General features: G+C 50.8%; 15 protein-coding genes. 10 read left to right on the forward strand and 5 right to left on the reverse strand.

Features of this window, described 5'->3' with window-relative positions:
* The first annotated feature begins 97 nt into the window (after positions 1 to 97).
* The gene (locus CFX1CAM_RS03525; RefSeq protein WP_087861685.1) at positions 98 to 973 is read left to right on the forward strand and encodes a phosphotransferase family protein; all 876 of its coding nucleotides are present in this window, start codon (positions 98 to 100) and stop codon (positions 971 to 973) included.
* 103 nt (positions 974 to 1,076) lie between these two features.
* Here CFX1CAM_RS03525 and CFX1CAM_RS03530 read toward each other — a convergent pair whose 3' ends face one another.
* The 3 genes from CFX1CAM_RS03530 to CFX1CAM_RS03540 all read right to left on the reverse strand — a co-directional run bounded on the left by CFX1CAM_RS03530 (position 1,077) and on the right by CFX1CAM_RS03540 (position 5,577).
* Complete coding sequence (locus CFX1CAM_RS03530) at positions 1,077 to 2,621, reverse strand: nicotinate phosphoribosyltransferase (protein WP_087861686.1); 1,545 nt, start codon at positions 2,619 to 2,621, stop codon at positions 1,077 to 1,079.
* Between the two features lie 27 nt (positions 2,622 to 2,648).
* Complete coding sequence (locus CFX1CAM_RS03535) at positions 2,649 to 3,065, reverse strand: OsmC family protein (protein WP_087861687.1); 417 nt, start codon at positions 3,063 to 3,065, stop codon at positions 2,649 to 2,651.
* A 133-nt stretch (positions 3,066 to 3,198) separates the two neighbouring features.
* Entirely contained in the window at positions 3,199 to 5,577 is a 2,379-nt protein-coding gene (locus CFX1CAM_RS03540; RefSeq protein WP_087861688.1) for an MGH1-like glycoside hydrolase domain-containing protein, read from the reverse strand.
* A 273-nt stretch (positions 5,578 to 5,850) separates the two neighbouring features.
* On the opposite strand from CFX1CAM_RS03540, the gene CFX1CAM_RS03545 reads away from it, so the two are divergent.
* Positions 5,851 to 9,321, forward strand: a complete 3,471-nt coding sequence (locus tag CFX1CAM_RS03545; protein WP_087861689.1) for a transglycosylase domain-containing protein — start codon at positions 5,851 to 5,853, stop codon at positions 9,319 to 9,321.
* A gap of 89 nt (positions 9,322 to 9,410) precedes the next feature.
* Here CFX1CAM_RS03545 and CFX1CAM_RS03550 read toward each other — a convergent pair whose 3' ends face one another.
* Together CFX1CAM_RS03550 and CFX1CAM_RS03555 are read right to left on the reverse strand one after the other, a co-directional pair.
* A complete protein-coding gene (locus CFX1CAM_RS03550; RefSeq protein WP_087861690.1) occupies positions 9,411 to 11,648 on the reverse strand; it encodes a hypothetical protein in 2,238 nt (745 codons plus the stop codon).
* 80 nt (positions 11,649 to 11,728) lie between these two features.
* The gene (locus tag CFX1CAM_RS03555; protein ID WP_162287649.1) at positions 11,729 to 13,309 is read right to left on the reverse strand and encodes a glycoside hydrolase family 13 protein; all 1,581 of its coding nucleotides are present in this window, start codon (positions 13,307 to 13,309) and stop codon (positions 11,729 to 11,731) included.
* 321 nt (positions 13,310 to 13,630) lie between these two features.
* Here CFX1CAM_RS03555 and nusA point away from each other — a divergent pair, with 321 nt between their 5' ends.
* The 8 genes from nusA (at position 13,631) to CFX1CAM_RS03595 (ending at position 22,539) form a co-directional block, all read left to right on the forward strand.
* Positions 13,631 to 15,493: a transcription termination factor NusA gene (gene nusA, locus CFX1CAM_RS03560; RefSeq protein ID WP_087861692.1), complete on the forward strand. Its 1,863-nt coding sequence runs from the start codon at positions 13,631 to 13,633 to the stop codon at positions 15,491 to 15,493.
* Positions 15,494 to 15,517: 24 nt separating this feature from the next.
* On the forward strand, positions 15,518 to 15,841 hold the full coding sequence (locus tag CFX1CAM_RS03565) for a YlxR family protein (protein ID WP_087861693.1): 324 nt from the start codon (positions 15,518 to 15,520) through the stop codon (positions 15,839 to 15,841).
* Positions 15,842 to 15,960: 119 nt separating this feature from the next.
* Entirely contained in the window at positions 15,961 to 17,733 is a 1,773-nt protein-coding gene (gene infB / locus CFX1CAM_RS03570) for a translation initiation factor IF-2 (RefSeq protein ID WP_231941004.1), read from the forward strand.
* Between the two features lie 24 nt (positions 17,734 to 17,757).
* Positions 17,758 to 18,162, forward strand: coding sequence for a 30S ribosome-binding factor RbfA (rbfA, locus tag CFX1CAM_RS03575; protein ID WP_087861694.1), 405 nt, complete (start codon positions 17,758 to 17,760; stop codon positions 18,160 to 18,162).
* Entirely contained in the window at positions 18,146 to 19,141 is a 996-nt protein-coding gene (locus CFX1CAM_RS03580; protein ID WP_087861695.1) for a DHH family phosphoesterase, read from the forward strand. The genes rbfA and CFX1CAM_RS03580 overlap by 17 nt, the downstream gene beginning before the upstream one ends.
* A 9-nt stretch (positions 19,142 to 19,150) precedes the next feature.
* Complete coding sequence (gene truB, locus CFX1CAM_RS03585) at positions 19,151 to 20,068, forward strand: tRNA pseudouridine(55) synthase TruB (RefSeq protein WP_087861696.1); 918 nt, start codon at positions 19,151 to 19,153, stop codon at positions 20,066 to 20,068.
* Between the two features lie 91 nt (positions 20,069 to 20,159).
* Positions 20,160 to 21,113 carry a bifunctional riboflavin kinase/FAD synthetase gene (locus CFX1CAM_RS03590; RefSeq protein WP_087861697.1) on the forward strand — a complete coding sequence of 318 codons (954 nt, stop codon included), beginning with the start codon at positions 20,160 to 20,162 and terminating at the stop codon, positions 21,111 to 21,113.
* Positions 21,106 to 22,539 (forward strand): FAD-dependent thymidylate synthase, encoded by a 1,434-nt coding sequence (locus tag CFX1CAM_RS03595; protein WP_087861698.1) that lies wholly within the window; start codon positions 21,106 to 21,108, stop codon positions 22,537 to 22,539. Before CFX1CAM_RS03590 ends, CFX1CAM_RS03595 begins: the two co-directional genes overlap by 8 nt.
* Positions 22,540 to 22,628: the final 89 nt, after the last annotated feature.

Here is a 22,628-nt window from a genome sequence, read left to right on the forward strand (position 1 = left end):
CTGGTCGAATTAACAATATAACACCAATCCGATGCTAAAAGGTCTTGCTTTTTAACCTGATTATCTACTATAACAGAGATAAGGATTGGAGGATGATATGCCTGATCAGCTTAAATACTGGCACGAGCGTATCCATAGCGTGATGCCCGACCTGGAAATTGTGGCGTATGAACTTCACCAAGAAGGCTTGGTTTATGATGTATTGATCGTTAACAACGAGTGGGTGTTTCGATTCGTCAAATCGAACTGGGCCAGGGAGTTAATGGAAAATGAGGATCGCCTGCTGTCTTTTTTGGGTCCAAGGCTGCCGCTATCCATACCCAAACCGGTAATCTATGAAGATGGGGTGCTGGTTTATCAACTTCTGGTTGGCGAACTTTTTTTGCGCCAGGCCTGGGAACGAGCGAAAAAATTCGACAAGCAGACTTACGCTGACCAACTGGGTCGTTTTTTACATGAACTGCACCATGTTAACCCTGAAGAATTGGATTGGGATGTGCTGCATAGTTACGCACCGGTAACCAGGGAAACCTGGGTCGAGATTTACGAACGTGTGGTAGACCAGATTTACCCCCTGCTGCTTTCACATCAGATCGAATGGGTGGAAGACTTGTTCAATCCAGCCTTGACGAATTTGGATTTCTTCAATTTTGATCCTGTTCTGGTACATGGCGACCTGGCGCCGTATCATATCCTTTACGATCCTGGCAGGAGTCGGTTGACTGGTGTGATCGACTTTGGTGTGGCTGGCTTGGGTGATCCGGCAACTGACCTGGGGAGCTTGCTGAATTACTATGGCGAATCCCTGGTGTCCCAATTTGAGAGAACCTACCCCGACCTACAGAAAATATTGGGGCGTGCGCGCTTTTACGCCCAGGCGATTGAGCTGCAGTGGGTCTTGCTGGGGCTTGAATCCGGGGAAAAATACTGGTACACCTCTCACCTGGGAGGTGCGCGAAATATTTGGAATTAGATCTTAAACTTCTTTCCAGCCTTGTTTTGCGAGAGAAAAAGGGCGGCGGGTTCTAAACGCTACCGATTATGATTGCCGTATTAGGGGGTTCGCAGGCTGTGTTCTACTCCCTGGCTTTTTTGATCAAAGATTGTTTCAGATCCCAGAGTTTTTTGGAGAGCGAAACATGATAAATATGTGGGTTCATGATCCGCAGCACCCCATGATCAAGAAGATCGATATCAGCCTGGCGCAATGCCCGCATGTGTTCGAAGGTGGGCGTCGTGTAGACCCTGCGCCCGGACATGATGATCGGTTCCAGCAATCTTTCAACACGATCAATTTCATCCCGATCAAGCAGGCGGCGTTTGGTAGCCATAGTGGGATGGTGCAATTCAAGAGGTGATTGATCGCAAATATCTTCGTCATGCAGAGCAACCAGGTCAGCGGTGGCTTTTCCACGCTTATCATAGATTCGCCAGGCGCGTTTGTTGCCCGGGTTGAGGGTTTTCGCCTCGTTTTCAGAAATCTTCAGGGTGGGGATCCATTCTCCCTGCTGGTTGATAGCCACCAGTTTAAAGACGCCATCCAGGGCTGAATTACCGGTTGAGGTGATTAAATGTGTGCCAACGCCATAGGTTAAGCGTTTAAGCAGATGATTTGGATCGACGCCGTAGTGCTCGGCTTCTTCCTGGATTTGGGTGATGATCTGCCAGATGACCAGCTCATCGAGGTCGTTGGAGAGGACAATGGAGACATCTGGAAATCCAGCGTCATTGAGCATTTTTGCCGCCTGGATACTCAGGTGTGCCAGGTCCCCGGAATCGAGCCGAATGCCTACCGGTCGGTGACCCTTGCGCTTGAGCTCTTCAAAGGCCCGGATGGCGTTGGGAACCCCGGATTGAAGGGTGTCGATGGTGTCGACCAGCAGCAGGCAGTCATCGGGATAGATTTCAGCATAAGCACGGAAAGCAGCCAGTTCATCCTCACCCATGCCCAAAAATACCTGGACCATGCTATGGGCGTGGGTACCTTTGGGCGTGAAACCGAAGATGTGTGATGCGCCCACATTGGAGGAAAAATCGGCGCCACCGATGAGTGCCGCGCGCGCGCCAGCGATTGCACCCAGGCTTTGAGCACGCCGAAGGCCAAATTCTAACAGAACCTGGCCGCGGCCGCTTTGCTTGATGCGTGCGGCTTTGGTTGCAATCAGTGTTTGATAATTGGCGATGTTCAGCAGTCCGGTTTCGATGATCTGCCCGACGGCCAGGGGTCCCTCAACCACATGAATGGGCACGTTGGGATGGATGACCCTGCCTTCGGCGATGGCATACAGGTTGATTGATTTTGCGTTGAAGTCATTACTCAACCAGTGTAAAAAATCATCTCCAAAAAGCTGACGCCCTGATGAGCTTTTTTGCGATCGCAGATATTGGATCTCTTCTTTTCCGAAAACCACCTGGTCAAGCCAATCGAGGATTGAATCCAGACCAGCATTGATGCAATAACCCGCTTTGTGGATGCCATAATCGGGATTGCTGCGGAAAAAATGGTCGAATTGTGCTTTTATCTCATGCAACCCCATACGGAAGTACAGTTGCGCCATGGTCAACTGGTATTGATCTGTCATCAAAGCCCCGCTGGCGTGTTTTAATTCATTAAATTTCATTTTATTTCCTAAATGATCAAGAACGGGCTAATCGGATATCACCCGAATGCCATTTTCGAGCAATCGCCTGATCGAGCAGGCTTTCGCAACCCGATGCAGGCGCCTTAGCTGGGATTCATCTAAATCGCCTTCAAAATCAACTTTTTCGTTGATGACCTCTTCATAGGTATCATCGATCTCGCAATCTTCACAATCGTCGGCAAACACACGCGCAAAGGAGGTATCGACGGTGACCCCACGAAGCGGGATGCCGTGGTTGTGGGCATAGGTGTTGAGCACAATCGCCGTGCATGCGCCGAGGCTGGCCAGAAGCATGCCATAGGGCGTCAGGTTGTGAAGATGCATCACGGGTTCAACGACGCTGGTGTCGTCCTCGGCGGGGTCGGCAGCTCGGAAATCGGTTCGATAGGTTTTATCCTGGTAAACAACAACGCGTTCAGCCATAAGAAGGTCCTTTCCTTACGTTAAAGTTGACGTTCGCCGTTAATTATAGGAGATAAAAACCGGAAATCAAACACCAGGCCCGGGGAAAATGGAGATCGATGAGACCGTCTTGCATGGGTGATCGGTGCCTTCGTCAGCTTTTTTTGCTGGTGATAATCCGCGGCTTGGTCGACCGGCTGTGATATTGTGTTCCATCGGGAAAAATGATCTGTGTTTCCGAGCCTTCCTTGCAGACCCCCAGTCCCTGCCAGCTCACCTCCACAGGCCAGGGGAAGGGGTTTTCACCCCAAATTGCGACCCGGTCTGGGCTGAGCAGTCTGATGCCCGCAATTTTTAAAAACAAACCAACCGGCACTAACCCGGCGATCGTATTCGCCGCGCCAATGGGAAGACCGGTCTTATCATCAAAGCGCGGGTAAAACCCGGAAAATTCCTTCAATCCTCGCAAGATCGGGGTCATCAATATGGAAAACAAGGTCATTGCTTGTTTAGAGAAGCCTTCTTTGACCAGCCCGTCGAGGATCAACGTGTTCCACTGGATATTGACAGGCGTGGATAAACCATCAGGCAGGGGGTGCCTGCAGCGCCAGGTTTCAGGGATGCCAAATTCTCCGCTTAGCGACGGATTGTCGGTGATATTTTCTATCATCATCGCCAGTTGATCGGGGCGGATGCCGCCCGACCAAATGGGAAGGAGGCAGCTTATATCGGTTTGCGAATAATCGGCAGTTTGGATCAAAAAGCGGTCATCGGGGTTGAAACCGTTAAAACAAATGTGATCCAGGGTTGAAAAAATCTGCCGGGTGGTGACGTGTGCGCGATTGGCAACCCAAAACATCTCTGGCGCTTCGATCAGCTCGGTTATCATTTCGCCCGTTGAATTCTTACCCTCAAGGCGAATCAGTGGGGTTTTAGGAACTTTTTCCGCGGCAAACAGGTTGATTTGAAGCCGTTGGGGTTGTGAGAAGTGTTTGCCGATATTAACCTTGTCCTGGATTCGCCCGGGGTAATACAGCTCACGTGATGGGCTTTTGTGGGTGTGAGCATCCTGGTAACCAAAAATCTTACAGGTATCGTCCCACAGGGAATTGATTTTCTCTTGCAAATTTTTTATCCAACGGTCATAGCCATTGCGAGCAGGCCGGTCGCCGAGGATTTGGGCGATTTTTTTAAGCGCAGCGGCTTCTCGAAGCAGCATTGCTGCCAGGGCTGGGCTGTGTGCGCTGTGAATATCAAGCCCAATGCCGGTTTCTCTCCAAATATCAAAATTGAATAACCCGGAGTCGAGCTGGAGTTGTTCCGGCACCTCCCATGCGGGGAGCTCCGCATGCTCCGGTTTGGCGTTTTTAAACCAGCCGACATCAAAAAACCGCTGCAGATGCGGGAAAACCCGTTGCAAAGGCATAGCCTCCGGATTGATTTCATACAGCATCAAGCATAAACTGGCCAGAAGCGGGCACGCATTGGTGGCTGTGGAGATGATTACCTGAGCACCTTGAGTACTCAGGAAACCCTGATCGTCGATGCGGGTGATAAAATCTTCAAGCAGCCTGGAAAAAAGCTCCGAATGGGCTGGAAGCAGCGCCTGGGATAAATGCAAGGCATCCAGCAGGGTCAGTTCAGGATGCTTATTTTTCATATTATAGGTATTTTTTGAATCATCCTTCAGGCGGGGACGGATGGTGATGGCTTGCGGGTCGGATGGGTCGGAGGTGACCAGATGTGACCGGGCGTTGACCTGTGCCAGGTAAAACGCCGCGTCCCAATCGGGCTGTCCGGTCGTGATGGTGATCATCTTCTTCTGGTGTGCTTTGGTGTGGATCTGGTAATCCCGCTGCCAATCCTGCGCTAACCAATGGCGGGCAGCCTCGTAAGAGCTGGTCTGCGATGTTTTTGAAGTCAAGGCCCATTGAATGTCTTCGGATTGACCTGGCGACAGGGTAAGAGGGACATGGAGTGCCGGGTAGGGGTTGCTGGTGCCGGTCGGTCCGCCGCACATGAACAGGAGCGGGAAAAGTTCTTCTGCTTGTCCCACAAGGAGATGATTGTGCCCGATTGTGTCCGGGTGGATGGGACGTCCCTGAGCCATGGGGGTCAGGATAGCAGCCATTTCTGCTGTTAAGGATAAGGGTTGACTGCTGATATTCTTCAGATAGAGCGCGCCGATCAGAACGTTTGGCTCAGGAAGGAAACTGCAAAACTGTAGGAGCACCTGGTGGTTGAAGTTGTATTCAATTTTGATGCTGCTGGGAGAATAATCTTTAACCGTGGGCGGCAAGCTGAAATCGGTGTGATTTTTCAACCTGTGATGCTCAAGGATGAGGTTGGGAAACACGCGCATCGATCTGGCGCGCAAATGAAAGGTTGTCTGGAGTTGAAAGGGGCAGGAATCGGGCGGGTCTAAATTCAATGTCCACAGCTGGTCATGTTCCGGATCAAAGGCTGAAAACTGACCATCAGGCGCCAGGATAAAGGCTTTTGGACCGGTTTTGTCAATAGAAATCAGTCCCATATACCAATTTTACCAATGAACTCGCATTGAGTAGGTGATGAAAAGCAAAAAGATCCCCTTTTGAGTATAAAAAGCTGAAACGGGCTGAAGTGATGAGGGTTTCTCAGTCACGAGCGGGCAGTTGTGCCGAAGGCGCATTAATCCAGGTCCAGTGTTCCTTTTTTATCTGCTTATGCGTATAATCGTTTATTAAACCAAGGGAGCGGATCATTGAAGGAACTGATTTAGCTTTCCGCTCGTCTACGTATTAAAAACAACTTGCGAAAGAAAATCATGACGAATAATGACGATCGAGCGAATAAAAAGGCTGATGATGCGGCGAATGATTCGGAAGAGGCCCAGAATGCATCTGCCGATTTCATGAACGACGAGGAAACTCAGGAGATCAAAATCGAACCTTCTGAAGTGATCGAGGGTGAGGAAGCCAGCGGTGATTCTGTTGCGGAAGGCTCCGGGTGGCGGGCTGAAATGGAGTTTGAAGACATCTTCGGAGACGCAACCCGGGACGAGATTGCTGAAGAGGAGTCTGTCGATTGGTGGGGTGATACGCCTTTTACACCGATGGATGAACTGGATGATGATGAGACCCAGCCCATATACCTGGGTTTGGCTGATGAGGGTGCAACGCGAGTCTCCCCGGTGGAACCGAAGGGTGATCCCACCAGGGAATCCCGGGCAATCTCCGCAGGGGGCAGATCGGCATTAAATTCGGATGATATTCCAACCATCCTGCCGCCAGATGTACCGCGGGATTGGACACCGTCAAAGACGACGCTGCCCAGCCCGGTAAGCGAGGTCGATCCGGGCGCAACCCGGGTGACGCCTGCTGCGTATCAGCGGACGAGCGCGCCACAAAGCGGTGCCCGCCGGCAGGCAACGCAACCTCTGCAGCCCAGTCAGCGCCCGGGACGCCGCCCATCGGAAACAGCCCGTCCGCAAAGACCGGGCGGGAAGAAACCCTTTGGTAAACGCTTGTTAAATTTCTTCCTGGTGTTTGTTTTTATCATTATCCTGGCAGGACTGGTGGCGGGTTCGATCGGTATTTACCAGTATTTTCGAATTAAATCATCGCTTCCTGATGTCAACGAATTACGGGATCGAGCCGCCAAATTTGAAACCACTCGAATTTTAGATCGAAATGGAAACGTACTCTATGAAATCCTGGATCCCAGTGCAGGACGTCGAACCTACGTCCCGCTGGAAGATATCTCTCCGGGATTAATTGCCGCTACGATCGCAACTGAAGATAAGGATTTTTATTATCATCCTGGCTTTGATATGCTGGCTATGATCCGTGCGCTATGGCAAAACTACACCTCAGGGGAGATTCGCTCAGGGGCATCCACGATCACACAGCAATTGGCGCGGGCGCTGTTGTTAGACCCGTCTGAACGTTACGATCAATCCTATAAACGCAAAACTCGTGAGATTGTCCTGGCGTATGAGATTACCAACAGGTACTCTAAAGAAGAGATTCTCGAGCTTTACCTGAATGAAAACTATTATGGCAACATGGCCTATGGCGTTCAGGCGGCGGCAGAAACTTATTTCAACACCGATGCCTCATCGCTGAGCCTGTGGCAGTCTTCTTTTCTTGCCGGGCTGCCCCAGGCACCCTCGGTTTATGATATTTATAACAACCGTGAAGCGACACTTTACAGGCAGCGTTCTGTGCTGGTGCTGATGTATGAATTGAGCCAGGCTCGAAATTGCATCGAAATTGGCTCAGGACGCCCACCCGTGTGTGTTGCTTATGCTGATGCGACTCAGGCAGGAATTGACCTTGAAAACTATGAGTTCCCTGCGCCTTCCTTCAGCATGCGTTATCCACACTGGGTTGTGTATGTGCGATCCCTTTTGGAGGAGGAGTTTGACCCACAGACGATTTACCGCAGCGGGTTCACGGTCTACACCACGCTGGACCCCAAATTGCAGGATGAGGCCGAGCGGATTGTGTCCACCCAGGTAGCAGCCCTGGTTGAAAACAATGCGACCAATGGAGCCCTGCTGGCGATGGATGCCAATACGGGTGAGGTTCTGGCGATGGTTGGATCGGCAGATTTTCACAACGATGCAATCTCTGGGCAGGTAAACATGGTGCTGACACAAACCAGACAGCCCGGTTCAGCGATCAAGCCCCTGACTTACGTGGCAGCCTTTGAAAAAGGTTGGACGCCAGCGACATTAATTTGGGATGTCCCCACGGAATTCCCACCGTCAAAGGACCCCCATGACACCGGGCCGGTGTATCAACCTGTTAATTACGATGGGAGATTTCACGGTCCCGTCACCGTTCGCTCTGCGCTGGCTAATTCTTACAATGTGCCTGTGGTTAAGGCTCTGGAATTCGTCGGCATTTATGATGACCCCGACACCCCGGTGGAAGATGGTCTGATTGCCTTTGCCCGCCGGCTGGGAATTACCAGTTTGAACCGCCCCGACTATGGCCTTTCGTTGACCCTCGGGGGCGGTGAAGTGAGCCTGATGGAGTTAACCTCAGCCTTTGCGGTCTTTGCGAATGAGGGACGTATGATGCCGGTGGTGGCGATTTCCAAAATTGTGGACCATACCGGGAATGTGATTTTTGAGTATGAACCTCCAGTAGGGACGCAGGTGATCCGGGTTGAACATGCTTACCTGATTTCGGATATCCTGGCGGATAAGGATGCGCGCATCCCCATGTTTGGTACCAACCCGGTGATCAACCTGCCTTTCCCAGCAGCCGTTAAGACCGGCACAACCAATGATTTCAGAGACAACTGGACCATCGGCTATACGCCAGACCTGGTTGTGGGTGCCTGGGTGGGGAATGCTGATTATTCACCGATGGTCAACACCACGGGCATCACTGGCGCCGGTCCGATTTGGGCGCAATTTATTACCTTTGCAGTTGACGAGCTGTTTGATGGAACGCCATCAGCCTTTGTGCGACCGCCCGGAATCATCGATCGGGTAATTTGTGCTGTCTCCGGTACAGAACCTTCTGAATGGTGCCCACAGCAACGCAGCGAGATTTTCGCTGCCGATCAGCCGCCTCTTCCACAAACAGAGGATCTGTGGAAGAAAGTTGTTGTCGATACCTGGACAGGTTTATCGATTTCGAATGCCTGCGATAATTTTTCGGAGGAAGTATTTGCCGCAAATGTAACCGACCGCTGGGCTCAACGCTGGTTGCGGGATGAAGCGGGAGGCGCAGCCTGGGTCACAAACCTGGGTTTTTCCACTCCCTTATTCTTTGTGCCCGAACGGGCGTGCCGAGCGGATGACCCGCGCCCGATCATCACATTAACGGGTTTGGTCGATGGGCAGAATGTACTGGAGAGCCCATTGGAAATCCGCGGGATGATCACTGCCACGCAGAATTTCAAATACTATCGCATTGAATGGGGGCGCGGGTCAGATCCCTCGGTTTGGAATGTCCTGGTTGATAATGTGAGTACTCCCCAGGAGACGCCAGATCTCTTGTATGAGTGGGATCTCAGGGACGTTGAACCGGGCATCCTTACCTTAAGGATTTTTATGCGCAGTACCGAAGACACTTATGCTGAGAAATTATTCAGGTTGAACATCCAATTGCCGACGGCAACACCGACGGCAACACAGACAGCAACACCGACAGCAACACCGACGACCACACCGACCACAACACCGACGGAGACCCCCACGCCGACCCCGACAGAGACGCCGGAGGCAACGGCAACCCCTGAGCCGTCCGCTACCCCGTCGCAAACTTCGGAACCATAACCGGAGCCGGGGCTAAAACCATGCCAACCGGGATGCCAGTGTGGGGTTTCGGGTGGCAAACCAACTTCGCCTTTAATACCCGTGTTCCATTATAGAAGCGCTAATTGAGAGGCATGATATTCCGGCGGGTCAGCGCGAACCAGTTCTTTAAAAAGCTCTCGGGAAAGCAAAGGGTTGACTTCAAGGTCACGCGCCAATCGAAATTTCACCACCAGGAAATCCTTCGCCAGCTTATCCCTTAGAATCGGGTCGCGCTGCTGTTTATAAGCCAGGAGATTTGCGCGGCTGCCAGGTATGACCAGGATGTTGGTTTCTGCTGGTTCGAAATCCCCCCACACACAGGGTGAGACGATGGCTGTGGTTAAGACATGCAGGCAATAACGGGGAAGCGTGTGGTGATGGTCCCGCCAGTAAATTGGGTCTGAGCCTGAAACCTGATAGCCCAAACGCTGGGCGATAACCTTCAGCGATTGCAGCGTCAGCTCCCTGTCTTTGTGGCGTGCCGCAGGTTGATCGCCTTCCTTCAGCATCCAATGGTGGGTTTCAGGATCAACCAGGTCAGCATAGGACGCTAAACAGTTCAATACCAGCTCATTCTCGGGAGTAAAGATGCCAGGAAGGGCTTGATGGACGATACTTTTTACCCTTTCTGCCGTTGTGTCGGGGCTGGAAACCAGGTGGTTGTAGATGTGTTCTTCCAGAAAGTCGATCAGACTCATTGCTACTGTGTGGGGGTGGCGCAACCACCACTCCCCGGCTTCAATTGATGCGACACCTTCAGTGACATGGGTGAGAAAATTGGGATCATGGAAGATCGTTTCAAGCCATCGATGGGTTTCAGAAGCGACCTGGTTGGTGTTTTGAATGAAAGTGTCAATGGCAAGATGGTTGGTGTTCGCCATGTCGGTGAGGGCTGCAGCATGCACCTGCTGGTATGTGGCAGGTTCCCCCTTTTTTTGTAAGTAATTGGTGACGGATTCCCTGGCAACAGCCAGAGCTTGCTCGGGCTGCGGCTTTTGGGGAGGATGTGTAAGGGCTGTCCATTGGCATTGGGCAAGTTGATCGTCAATTGATTGCGCAAATGAATGCAGGCGGAACCCTTTGGCTTCAGCAGCCAGCAAAGCTGCCAGCAGAAGCAAGGGCTCGTTTTCTGGAATCAGGCCTGCAAACTTGAGCGATGGGTGTTTCATGGAATAAATTGCATCAAAGACGCCCATCAGTGCAGTGCAATGCCAGTTCCAATCATATCTCTGGCGTGACAGCACCTGTCGGATGGGTGCTACAGCATCCTGGCCCCAAATCCAACCGGTCCACAGGGCTGATAAGGACCAGAAAGCCTGGTTGGGTCTGGGAATGACTGCCAGGACAGCCGAGAACAATCCCTCCCCCGGTGGAGGTGTCAGCTCTCTGATGCGACCCTGGAACATATAAATTCCTTTGGGCGATTTGGGGTCACCCTGCCACTCTGCCAGTGGGATGGGGGTCTTCAAGACCTGCCAGGCAGTCACAGCCTCCTCCATCACCTTCCACAGGTTGCGTTCCCTGTAAACGGTTGGCACGGTGATCTGGCGTGGTCGGTGACGCGGTGAGGGGTACGCCCAGAGGGTGTTCCCATAGTCGGCTGCTGAAAGGATCAAAGCGATTAACAAGTCGCGCTGTTCTGGAGCTTGCTCGAGGCTTTCAAGTTTGTTGATAATCGTCTGAAGAATAATTAAAGGTCGGGCGGGATATGCGTTGAGGATGTTTTTCACCTGTGTGCGCAGGGCATCATCGCGTGCGGCAATTCGGTTTAATGCCCGAGCCAGATGCAATTCCTTGGGTGGCAGGGGGGTGAGGTTTTCAAGCGCGAACTCGGTCAGGGTCTGCTCACCGCGTGCGCCGCAAGTGGGGCAATCGACAATCGCTGCGAAGGGCTGATGGGCATCTTTCTTCCAAAGAAAGGCGTCAGCCTCTATTTGAGTGTTGCAAGCGGCACAATTGACCCTGTAAAGGCCTCGAATATAGGGCTCCATGCGCTGGTTCCCCTTGCTTGCCACGGCCAGGTCCTGTAATGCAGCGATCAGATCACCAGATTGCGGGGCGCTGGACAGGATTTTAAGCAGAAAAGCGTGAATCGGATTGTTGACGCACACCAATACGGGGAATCCGGCTGCAGCCATCTCGATCACAACCAGTGGGTTGTATCCAAAGGGCTCCAGGATCCAATCACCCGGGTTCAGGTTTTGCCGGCTCCAGGCTGAAGCCATCCCGGCAGGAATAGGCGGCAGGAAACGTCCCAAGGGCAGTTCAGGTGGCGGGGCAATGCCAGAGATGTAGGGGATGTTCATCGAAGCCATCCTTATCGAGATTGCGGTAACACCGTATCGAACACCCTGCAAATGAACTTAGCCAGGTTGTTTGCGTGCGTTCATGGCGTTTTTTTGAATAACCGGATATCGAAGGGCATGATGGTGAGAAATTCAGTTGTTGGCGGCTCTGTGCCAAATAAGGCAACCCAGTTGCCTTCTGGCATTTCAAACAGCAGTTCTCGGCTGCTAAAATTCAATACAACCAGGATCTGTTGCGCTTGATAAGTGCGGAAAAATGCCAGCAGGTATTGAGGGTCATCAAAAATGGGCACAAAATCGCCCCGCTGCAGGGCGGGCTCTGCCTTTCGAATCTGGATGAGCTGCCTGAATGTGTTTAATAAGGAATCCGAGTCGGCTGATTGGTTGGCAACATTACGTTCTGGATAATTGTTATGGACCGGTAGCCAGGGATCTGCAGGCGAGAACCCGGCATTGTTCTCAGGGGTCCATTGCATGGGCGACCGACAGCCATCGCGGCCTTTGTAGAAAGGCCAAAAATGCCTGCCAACTGGGTCCTTCACGTCTGCTTTTTTGCGGATTGGAATGTCGCGCATGCCGATTTCTTCGCCGAAATAAATGAAGGGTGTGCCTTTGATCGTCAGGAGCATAGCTGCGGCGACCTTTGCCCGACGGTCATCCTCACCCAGGCAATAGCGTGTGGCAGTGCGATGCATGTCGTGGTTGCTGAGGAAGTTATTCGGCCAGGCGTCTTCGGAAAGCGCAGCGTACCATTTGCAGGCTGATTTCAAGAAGCGCTTGGGATGCCAGCGATTATTAGCAAAATCAAAATTGAAGGCGGCGTGCAGTTTTCCATCGCCACAATAGCTGGCGGTTCGTTCGGGATCAGCAAGGAAGGTTTCCCCGACGACATAGGTTTGCTTTTTCGAGTCCATAATGATGCGGATCTCGTTGAGCAAAGGGTACATCTCGGGCTGGGAGACATCGAAGATGTGTTCCTGGCGGTCAAAGGAGCGAATGCCGATTTTTGAGGGGTTGTCTGTAAACGCTGGGTCTTTAAAATAAGCATTGAAAACATCCAGGCGAAACCCATCGACGCCTTTGTTCAACCAGAAACGGAATACATCCAGCATGGCATTTCTGACCAGCGGGTTGCGCCAGTTGAGATCGGGCTGTTGTTTGAAAAACATGTGGTAATAGTATTGACCTAATTCCGGGACATATTCCCATGCTGGTCCGCCAAATATCGCCTGCCAGTTGTTGGGCGGGGAACCATCGGGTTTTGGGTCTCGCCATAAATACCAATCGTGAAAGGAGTTATCACGCGATTTTTTCGATTCAAGAAACCAGGGGTGCTGATCCGAGGTGTGATTGAGCACCAGGTCCATGATGATGTGGATGCCGTGTTTTTTAGCCTTTTTGACGAGTTCCTCAAAATCCTGCATAGTGCCAAATTTTGGGTCAATCGCGGTGTAGTCTGCCACATCGTAGCCGTAGTCAACATCTGGAGAAGGATAAATGGGGGAGAGCCAGATGGCGTCGATGCCCAATTCTTGAAGGTAATCCAATTTACTGATGATACCGGGCAGGTCGCCAATCCCGTCAGCATTTGAATCAGCAAAGGAACGGGGGTAAATCTGATAGATGATGCCATCGCGCCACCAGAGAAAGTCCTTGTGCATATTATCCTCCTTTAAATCCGTCGTTTTTATCATTATTAATTATAGTGGATATATTGGTTATTAACAAGAAAAAGATGAATCTCATGGGTATGCCTTGAGTTCAAAGGAATGATCAACTCCGCGTGAAGTTTCTGTGCGATTAATGACCCGGAAGCCCACCTAAAACAGAATCAGAGTTGCATGTACTCTTGTTTTGTGCTAAAATCACAAGTGAGTAAACAAGCATTGGCTTGTGTTTCATACCCTTTGTCATCGAAAAGTGGGTGCCCTCCCACTTTTCTGTTTAGAGGGCGAAATTAGTTAAATGGAGTAAGTGGAACCATGAAGAAGGAAGTTTTACTTGCATTCAACGAGCTTGTTGAAGATCGACAGCTCAGCAAAGAAGTGATCCTGGAAGCGTTGCAGTCCGGTTTGGTGACTGCCTACCGGAAGACGGTCGGCGCCTCAAGTGCGCAGTTTGTTGAAGCAAGAATAAATTTTGAAAAAGGTCAGGTAGCGATCTTTGCAGAGAAAGAAGTTGTGGAAGATGTACAGGACGATCGCACTGAAGTCTTATTAAGTGAAGCACGCCAGGTTGACCCTGAAGCAGAGCTGGGTGACATGGTCGTTGTTGAATCCACACCGGAGGATTTTGGTCGGGTTGCTGCACAAACCGCGCGCCAGGTGATTCAGCAGAGAATTCGCGAAGCAGAACGCCAAATACAATACGAGTATTTTGGAAATTTGGTGGGCGAGGTTGTCAGCGGAGTTGTTCAAGCAGTTACACCCGGTTACGCAACGATTGGTATGGACAAAAAAGCTGAGGGTCAAATGCTGCGCAAGGATATGATCCCGAATGAACGCCTGCACACCCATGACCGCATTCGTTGTTTACTTTACGAGGTCAAAGAAACCAATCGCGGCCCTCAGATTTATCTTTCAAGGGCGCATAAGAACTTCTTAAAGCGGCTTTTGGAGAATGAAGTCCCTGAAATCTATCATGGCGTGGTTGAAATACGATCAATTGCACGCGAGCCCGGGTATCGGGCAAAGGTGGCTGTTTCTGCTACCCAACAGGGAATCGATCCGGTTGGCGCCTGTGTGGGTGTGCGCGGGGTTCGGATCCAGGCGATTGTTCGCGAACTCAATGATGAGAAAATTGACGTGATTGAGTGGAACAATGATGCTGCCGCGTTTATCTCTAAAGCCCTCAGTCCTGCGAAGGTGGTGGGTGTGTTTCTGTCTGAAAACGAAGAAGATTTAAATACGGCAACTGTGGTTGTACCTGAAGATCAGCTTTCATTGGCAATCGGGAGCAATGGTCAGAATGCACGGCTGGCTGCAAAACTAACCGGCTGGCGGATTGATATAAAGAGCCTGGTAGAAGCCGCCGCTGATGCCGTGAGGAAATTACAGGAAGATCCTGCCTATGCTGAAATGGCAGAGCGCGAGGCTGAAGCTCAGCAAAAAGTCGCCATTATGCTTGAAAAGAAGGATGAAGGTCGACCTTTACCACCTGAAGACTATACGTTCATGACGAAATTTATCAATCGCGTTGAAAAACGCGTTGAAGAGAAGATGCGTGAAGAAAACCTTGAGGAGAAACGACGTTACGATGCTGCCCGGGCAACGGTACCGGAGTTAGCTTATGAAATTAACATTCTCGATGTGGACCTGAAAGAGCACATTTTGGTTATTCTCCAGGGAGCCGGGATAGACACCCTTGGTGATCTGGTTCTGCAAGTCCGCTTAAACCCGGATCGAATTTTAGGGTTGAATGGAATTGGTCCGAAGACCTTTGAACAGATTCAAGCCTTAACCGATGGCTTGCGTGTGAGCCCGGAAGAAGCGGTTTCCGTCGATGATGCGCAGACCGAAGAAATACCCGCCATTGAAGAAATTCTGGAAGCGGTTCCGGTTGACGTCGATGAGCCGGTGGTGGAGACGCCGGTGCAAGAAGAGGTTGAGCTTGTCGAACCGGTTGCTCCAGTAAAGCCAGAACCAGTCGAGAAAGAAAAAGAAGAAGAGCCGGAAGATGATTTTGACAAACTCTTCACCTATGATGCCGCCAAATATGGGTATTATGAACCTGAGAAGGCGATATTTGATGATGATGAGGAAGAACAAATCAAACCGACAAAGAAGAAAAAACGAAAAAAACCGCGCCCACAATTGGATGACCCCGATCCTTGGGATGGTTGGTAAACTTAAGTATTGAGTTGCGATTGAATGGCTAGGAATAAGTTCGGTCGGAAAAAACACGTTCCCCAACGGACCTGTGTGGGCTGCCGAGAAGTCTTACCAAAGAAAACATTGATCAGGATCGTAAAAGGACCTGAAGGTGTGGATGTGGATTTGACCGGTAAAGCTCATGGCAGGGGCGCTTATTTGCACGATCAACGTGCTTGCTGGGAACGTGGTGTAAAAGGCGCACTTGACCATGCCTTACGAACCCGGCTTACAGACGAAGAACAGCAAAAATTAATGGCGTTCTTTGACGAACATCTTGGGAAGGACAGTCAGGGTCAAAAGGGGGCAGAGGAATTGTCATGATGAAGTAAACTCATCTGATCGCTCCTCAGCAGTTGAAGAACGTAAATGATTTTGGCGCGGTGACATCACGGCGACAGAAATCTGAAAAATTATGGAGGTGTAATGTGAGCGATACTGAGATGAAAAAAATTATTTTACCTTCCAATATCAGCGTACGTGCGCTGGCAGAAAAAATAGAAGCCAGTCCAATTGAGGTTATTAAAGTCCTGATGGCCAACGGCGTGATGGCCAGCATCAACCAAAATATCGATTTTGACACGGCTGCCGTTGTTGCCAGCGAGCTCGGGTTTGAACCCGAGCTTGAAAAAAGGCTTGAAGAAGAACCGGAAGAAAAGGGTGAAATCCCGTTTTGGCGACGGGTGATCGCGCGTGAAAACGAGAAAGATCTGGTCGCTCGTCCGCCTGTGGTGACGATACTGGGTCATGTGGATCATGGTAAAACAACGCTCTTAGACGCTATTCGACAGACGAACGTTGCTGCTGGCGAAAAAGGGGGCATCACACAGCACATCGGGGCGTACCAAATTGAGCATAAGGGCAAAAAGATCACTTTCATGGATACACCCGGCCATGCGGCTTTCACGTCCATGCGGGCACGCGGCGCCCAGGGCGCAGATATTGTCATCCTGGTGGTGGCGGCGGATGACGGTGTTATGCCTCAAACCCGTGAAGCAGCCAATCATGCCAAGGCTGCCCGGGTGCCAATTGTGGTAGCACTCAATAAGATGGATTTAGCAACAGCCAATCCCGAACTTGTCAAACGACAATTAGCGGAAATTGATCTGGTCCCTGATGAATGGGATGGCGATACGATGATTGTGCCAGTCTCGGCCATAAAGAAGCAGGGTTTGGATGACCTTCTGGAAGCGATTCTTCTGACGGCTGATCAGATTGATATCAGGGCAAATCCTAAGGGAGAAGTTCTGGGCACTGTGGTTGAGGGCGAACTGGACCGATTCCGTGGTGTTTTAGCCACTTTGCTGCTTCAAAACGGGACAGTCAAAATGGGAGATACGGTCCTGGCTGGCAAAGCCTACGGCAAGATTAAAGCGATGTTTGATTACCGGGGAAACCGCATTTCAAAAGCAGGTCCATCTACACCGATTGTGATCATGGGATTGAATGAAGTGCCCAATGCGGGCGACCTGTTCAGGGTGGTTGCATCCGAAAAGGACGCCAGATCAATTGTTGCTGAAATTGAATCCGGTGAGAGAACCTTTACCAGGCCGACCAAAGTCACCCTGGAAGACCTGTTCGAGAAGATGCAGGCTGGAGAAACACAGGAATTGCGCTTGATCATAAAAGCCGACGTGCAGGGATCTTTGGAGCCAATCACCAGTTCACTGCATGAACTAGGTGATCAACATCCTGAGGTTTCGATCGTAATTTTGCATCAGGAGATCGGCAATATCTCTGAGAGTGATGTGATGCTGGCGACGGCTTCAGATGCGATTGTGATCGGTTTTGCTGTGGAAGCCGACAATGCTGCTGAGCGGCTTGCCGAAAAAGAGGGTGTTTCCATCCGTTTGTATACTGTCATCTACCATCTCTTGGAAGATGTAGAAAAAGCCATTAAGGGGATGTTGAAGCCTGAAATGGTGGAGCGTGTGATCGGAAAAGCCAACGTGCTGGCGACCTTCAGCGTTTCACGGTTCAAAGTTGCCGCTGGCTGTCGTGTAATTAGTGGTGAAATTCGCCGTAATGGACACATGCGCGTCATCCGGGATGGTAAGGTCATTTTTGATGGTGAAATTGCTTCTCTTAAGCGGGAAAAGGATGACGTCCGCGAAGTTCGTGAGGGTTTTGAGTGCGGTGTTGCATTGAAAAATTTCCATGCTTTTGAGGTCGGAGACTTGCTGGAATGCTACATTTTTGAGAAGGATGCCGCTTAATGGCATCATAAGGAGGAAAAGCTGATGCCTTCAGAGATCAGAATAAAACGGATTCAAGATCAAATTAAACAGGTGTTGATCGAGATTCTGGATGGTAAGGTCAATGACCCTCGGCTTGAGCAGGTGTATATCACCGATGTCACTATCGACCGTGAGCTGGATTTTGCCAATATTTATGTTTCAGCGTTGGGAGGTGCTGACCAGGCACAGGAGATTTTGGATGCTTTGCAAAAAGCAAGCGGTTTCATTCGTTACAATCTCAGCCAGGTCGTGAAGCTGCGTGTGATGCCTAAGCTCCGATTCTATTGGGACGACACTCCCGAACGTGCAGAGCGGATTGAAGCCCTGTTGGAGATTATTCGCCAGGAACGTGAGTCGAGCGGCGAGCCTTTAAACGAATCCGAAGATAACGATGATATCTCAGATTGATCAAGACATTGCGGAAAAAATTTCTGCAGGCAAACGTTTTGTGATTGCTTCTCATATCCGACCGGACGCCGATGCCGTTGGATCGTTGTTGGGCTTGGGGTTGGCATTAATGAAGGCGGGTAAAACGGTTCAACTGGTGCTTGAGGACGGCGCCGAAAAATATGATTATTTGCCTGGCAGCGAATATGTGATCCGATCCCCCGTGGGAGAAGCGGATATGATCATTGTTGTCGACTGTTCAGATGCAGAGCGCGTCGGCTCTGTTCTTAATGATTATGGTCAACCCGACCTGGTGATTGACCATCATAAAACGAACCTCGCCTTTGGGAAAATCAATGTGGTGGAACCGGACCAGGTAGCAACAGCTGCGGTTTTGTTTGATCACATCCCAGCCTGGGGTTTGTCGATTGACCCTGATGTTGCCACCTGTTTGCTAAGCGGAATTGTGGGGGACACAATTGGTTTCAGAACACCCAATGTCGATGCAAACCTTCTGCGTAAAGCGGCTTCGTTGATTGACCTGGGCGCTGATTTGAACCATGTCTACAATGAAGAATTGGTTTTGCGATCCTTTTCTGCGGTACACTATTGGGGTTTTGGTCTCAAACGAATAGAACTCCAGGGCGAGCTGGTTTGGACCAGCCTGACGCTGGCTGACCAGCAGGAATCAGGCTATGATCAAGGCGATGATGCTAACCTTGTCAATGTTCTATCTTCAATTCGGGAAGCAAAAATCGCATTATTATTTGTGGAACAACCCGGCAATTCAGTCAAAGTCAGCTGGAGGACCGGGCCCGGGTTGGATGTTTCTGAAATCGCGTACAGGTTTGGCGGTGGGGGGCATGCCGCCGCGGCTGGCGCAGACATAAAGGGCAGCCTGGCAGAAGTGAAGCACAGGGTAATTGCAGAAACACTCGAACTACTGGAAAACTCATCAATGAAAAACAGGAGTATAATACAGAAAAACTTTGGGGAGTAGGAAGTCAATATGAGCGAACTAGACTTTAATCTTAAAGATACAGTTTCGGGGGTACTGGTGATTGATAAACCAGTAGGAATGACATCTCATAGTGTTGTGCAGGTTGTGCGCCAGGGAACTGGAATTCGGCGAGCCGGGCATACCGGCACATTGGATCCCCGCGCTTCGGGGGTACTGGTGGTTCTGCTTGGGCCAGCTGTGCGGCTGAGTGAATATATCTCTGCCTCTGATAAGCGTTACCAGGCGATCATCCGCCTGGGAGAAACGACTGACACCTTTGATGGAGATGGCGAAGTAATCAGCCGTGCACCGGTGGATATCACCTTGGAAGAAATTGAGGAAGCGTTGAAAAAATTCGAGGGCAGGATTGAACAAGTTCCGCCCGCCTATTCTGCAAAGCGCATTCACGGAAAGAAAGCCTACGAACTGGCACGCGAAGGCGAAGAAGTAGAATTGGAACCGAAAGAGATTGATGTTTACCATCTTGAACTGCTTGAGTGGGACCCGCCTGAAGCTATTGTTGATGTTTTTTGTTCTTCGGGAACCTATGTGCGCTCCCTGGCGAATGATTTGGGTGAAGCCCTGGGTTGTGGAGGTCACCTGGTTGGCCTGCGCAGGACCAAAAGCGGTGAATTTGCCCTCAGGGATGCGGTCCAACTTAGAAAACTGGAAGAAGCTTTTGATTATGGTGACTGGTATAAATATTTAATCCCTGCCGCTGAAGCCCTGGCTGATTGGCCCTCTCGTGAATTAAGCACAGAGGAAGTTGATCTGGTCCGCCATGGTCACCGTGTGACGAGTGAGACCCCGCCTGAAAACCCGGATCACTGGGTGCGGGCGATCAGCGAGCAAGGTGAGCTGGTGGCATTGATGGAGTACCTGCCAGAAGAGAATGAATGGCAACCGAGAAAAGTTTTCTTCACTTAGTGCCGGCGATGATCGCTTTTAAGTTTAAAAAATTCACCCTTTCCTGGTCTTGATGGAGGGGTGGTTTTATAATTATTGAGACATACGGTTTATGCACCTTATCCCTGAACCAGACTTGAACATCGTGGAATTTTCAGCGCTCAAGCCGTTGGTCGATGCTGATACCTGCATCACGATCGGCAACTTCGATGGCGTCCATCGAGGTCACCAGGCGGTTATTGAACACATGCTCGAAATGGCACGAACACAATCCCAGGCTGTGATTGTGCTCACTTTTTACCCCAACCCTTCCGTATTTTTCAATCAACCGGTTCAACCGTTTTACCTGTCTTCACCGCGAGAAAAAGAAAACCAGTTGCTGACTTTGGGCGTGGACCGGGTAATCACCTTTCGATTTGACCGAGAATTTGCGGAGTTGACTCCGGAAGTTTTTATGTTGAAATTGAAAGAAACTTTGGGTTTACGTGTGCTGGTGGTCGGACAGGATTTTGCCCTTGGAAAGGGGCGGCAGGGGACCATTCCTTATCTTAATCAGTTGGGAGACCAGTACGGTTTTGAAGTTAGGGTTATCCCGCACCTTGATTATGGCGAGCAGGAGATCTCTTCCTCACGGATCCGAAATTACCTGGATGCGGGCGCGGTTGATGAAGCCCGTAAGCTTTTGGGGCGTCCATACCGGGTGACGGGAGAGGTGGCTCATGGCTCGGATCGGGGCAAGAAGATCGGACTACCTACCGCCAATGTTGCGCATTGGCCTGGAAAAAAACTACCTGCCGTCGGCGTGTATGCCACCCTGGTGAACCTGGAAGGTGAGGTGTACCAGGGAATCACCAATGTCGGTTATCGACCCACCTTTGAAGAACAAACCCGGGTGGATGTAGAGGCGTATATCCTGGATTTCTCGCAAGATATTTACGGACACAGCATCAGCCTTGATTTTATTCAAAAGATCAGGGACGAAAAAAAATTTTCAGGTGTGGACGCATTATTGGCGCAAATCGCACGTGACAAAGCGCAAGCAAAAAGGATTTTTCAAAATGACTAAAACCAGGCGAATTTATCTTCTCAGACCCGGGGAATACAGTCCAGAGACCATCGCGGTCGCTTTTGCCAAAACCTCACGCTCGCCGCTGCCCTTTGATGAAATTGCTGCGGAGTTGAACGATGAAAGCTCGGCGCGCTTTCATGAAAAATGGGTGGTTGGATATGGGCATAGCTCTGTGGCAGAACATGCAGTACTCCACCTGGCTTTCGAAAACGTCTCTCGACTGGCGATTGAGACTATCGAAGCCAACCGGCTGGCATCCTATACTGAAAAGTCGACCCGTTATCAACTCTGGGATGAGGACGCCTTTCATCTGCCTGAAGAACTGGTCGGCAGCCCCTATGAGACTGATTATTTAAACCTGTGCCAGACGCTGTTCAGGACTTATTTGCAGTGCATCCCACAATTGAAAAACTGGTTGCGAGAAACGCTGCCCAGGCACGCGGGCGAATCAGATAAGACATTCGAGCGGCGCCTGGAACCTGCTGCAATCGATTACGGGCGCTTTTTGCTGCCAGCTGCTTCCCTGGCTAACGTAGGGATGACGGTCAACGCTCGGACTTTAGAGTATGCGATCTGCAAAATGCTCAGTTCGTCTCTGGCTGAGGTGCGCGCCATCGGTGAGCGCTTGCTGGAGGTTTGCCAGCTTGAGACGCCAACCCTGGTTAAATATGCTGCCTGCAACGCCTATCTTCAGGGCGTCGAGCAAAAAATAACCGAAAGGGCTGCTGGGATTGCCACAGCGCTTGAAAGGCATCACGATTTTCGCCTGCTGGATTACGATCATGCAGGGCAGGAGCGGATATTGGCAGCAATCCTGTTTCGGTTTGGACACCAGGCTGATTTCCAAAGTGCTTACAAGTATGTGCTCAGCCTTAGCGAAGACGAAAAATGTCGCCTTGTGGAAACGTTGATGGAAGGCAGGGGAGCCTTCGACCAGCCCTTGCGCGAGTTTGAATACGCCCAAATGAGCTTTGAAGCCGTCATGGACCAGGGCGCGTATTTTGAATTCAAACGGCACCGGATGATGACGCAAACCGTGCAACCCCTGACGGCGTCTCTGGGTTTTGCTGTGCCACAGGGAATCACGGCTGCCGGGTGTGAAGCAGAGTACCTGGATGCGATGCGCCAGGCTGCCGAGCTTTATGAGCGTGTCAGCGCCTGGAACCGTGCGGTGGCCAGTTATATGATCCCCAATGGTTTCAATCGCTGTGTTTTGTTCAGTATGAATTTGCGACAGGTGTTTCATTTTTGCAAGCTGCGCGGCGCAGAGAACGCACATTTTTCAATTCGTCGTGTGGCTTACCAGGTGGCGGAGGCTGTCCAGCAGGCATACCCGCTTTTAGGAGCCTATCTTGATATGCCTTCAGGTGAAACCTGGGAATCGATTGAGCAGCAGTACTTCAGCACTGTCAATACCTGTTGACCCGCACCTGAGATACTGTATCCAACCCTGCCCAGTGAGAAAAGCCAAACTGGGCAGGCACACAGCCCTTGAATAATCTCGAGCGAAAT

Origin of the sequence: Brevefilum fermentans (genome assembly GCF_900184705.1) — a bacterium.
Lineage (GTDB): Bacteria > Chloroflexota > Anaerolineae > Anaerolineales > Anaerolineaceae > Brevifilum > Brevifilum fermentans.

Coding starts and splice junctions, on each gene's coding strand:
- CFX1CAM_RS03590 (WP_087861697.1), top strand. CDS start 20,160: ATGCACCTTATCCCTGAACCAGACTTGAACATCGTGGAATTTTCAGCG.
- CFX1CAM_RS03545 (WP_087861689.1), top strand. CDS start 5,851: ATGACGAATAATGACGATCGAGCGAATAAAAAGGCTGATGATGCGGCG.
- CFX1CAM_RS03550 (WP_087861690.1), bottom strand. CDS start 11,648: ATGAACATCCCCTACATCTCTGGCATTGCCCCGCCACCTGAACTGCCC.
- CFX1CAM_RS03535 (WP_087861687.1), bottom strand. CDS start 3,065: ATGGCTGAACGCGTTGTTGTTTACCAGGATAAAACCTATCGAACCGAT.
- truB (WP_087861696.1), top strand. CDS start 19,151: ATGAGCGAACTAGACTTTAATCTTAAAGATACAGTTTCGGGGGTACTG.
- CFX1CAM_RS03530 (WP_087861686.1), bottom strand. CDS start 2,621: ATGAAATTTAATGAATTAAAACACGCCAGCGGGGCTTTGATGACAGAT.
- infB (WP_231941004.1), top strand. CDS start 15,961: ATGAAAAAAATTATTTTACCTTCCAATATCAGCGTACGTGCGCTGGCA.
- rbfA (WP_087861694.1), top strand. CDS start 17,758: ATGCCTTCAGAGATCAGAATAAAACGGATTCAAGATCAAATTAAACAG.
- nusA (WP_087861692.1), top strand. CDS start 13,631: ATGAAGAAGGAAGTTTTACTTGCATTCAACGAGCTTGTTGAAGATCGA.
- CFX1CAM_RS03540 (WP_087861688.1), bottom strand. CDS start 5,577: ATGGGACTGATTTCTATTGACAAAACCGGTCCAAAAGCCTTTATCCTG.
- CFX1CAM_RS03525 (WP_087861685.1), top strand. CDS start 98: ATGCCTGATCAGCTTAAATACTGGCACGAGCGTATCCATAGCGTGATG.
- CFX1CAM_RS03595 (WP_087861698.1), top strand. CDS start 21,106: ATGACTAAAACCAGGCGAATTTATCTTCTCAGACCCGGGGAATACAGT.
- CFX1CAM_RS03555 (WP_162287649.1), bottom strand. CDS start 13,309: ATGCACAAGGACTTTCTCTGGTGGCGCGATGGCATCATCTATCAGATT.
- CFX1CAM_RS03580 (WP_087861695.1), top strand. CDS start 18,146: ATGATATCTCAGATTGATCAAGACATTGCGGAAAAAATTTCTGCAGGC.
- CFX1CAM_RS03565 (WP_087861693.1), top strand. CDS start 15,518: ATGGCTAGGAATAAGTTCGGTCGGAAAAAACACGTTCCCCAACGGACC.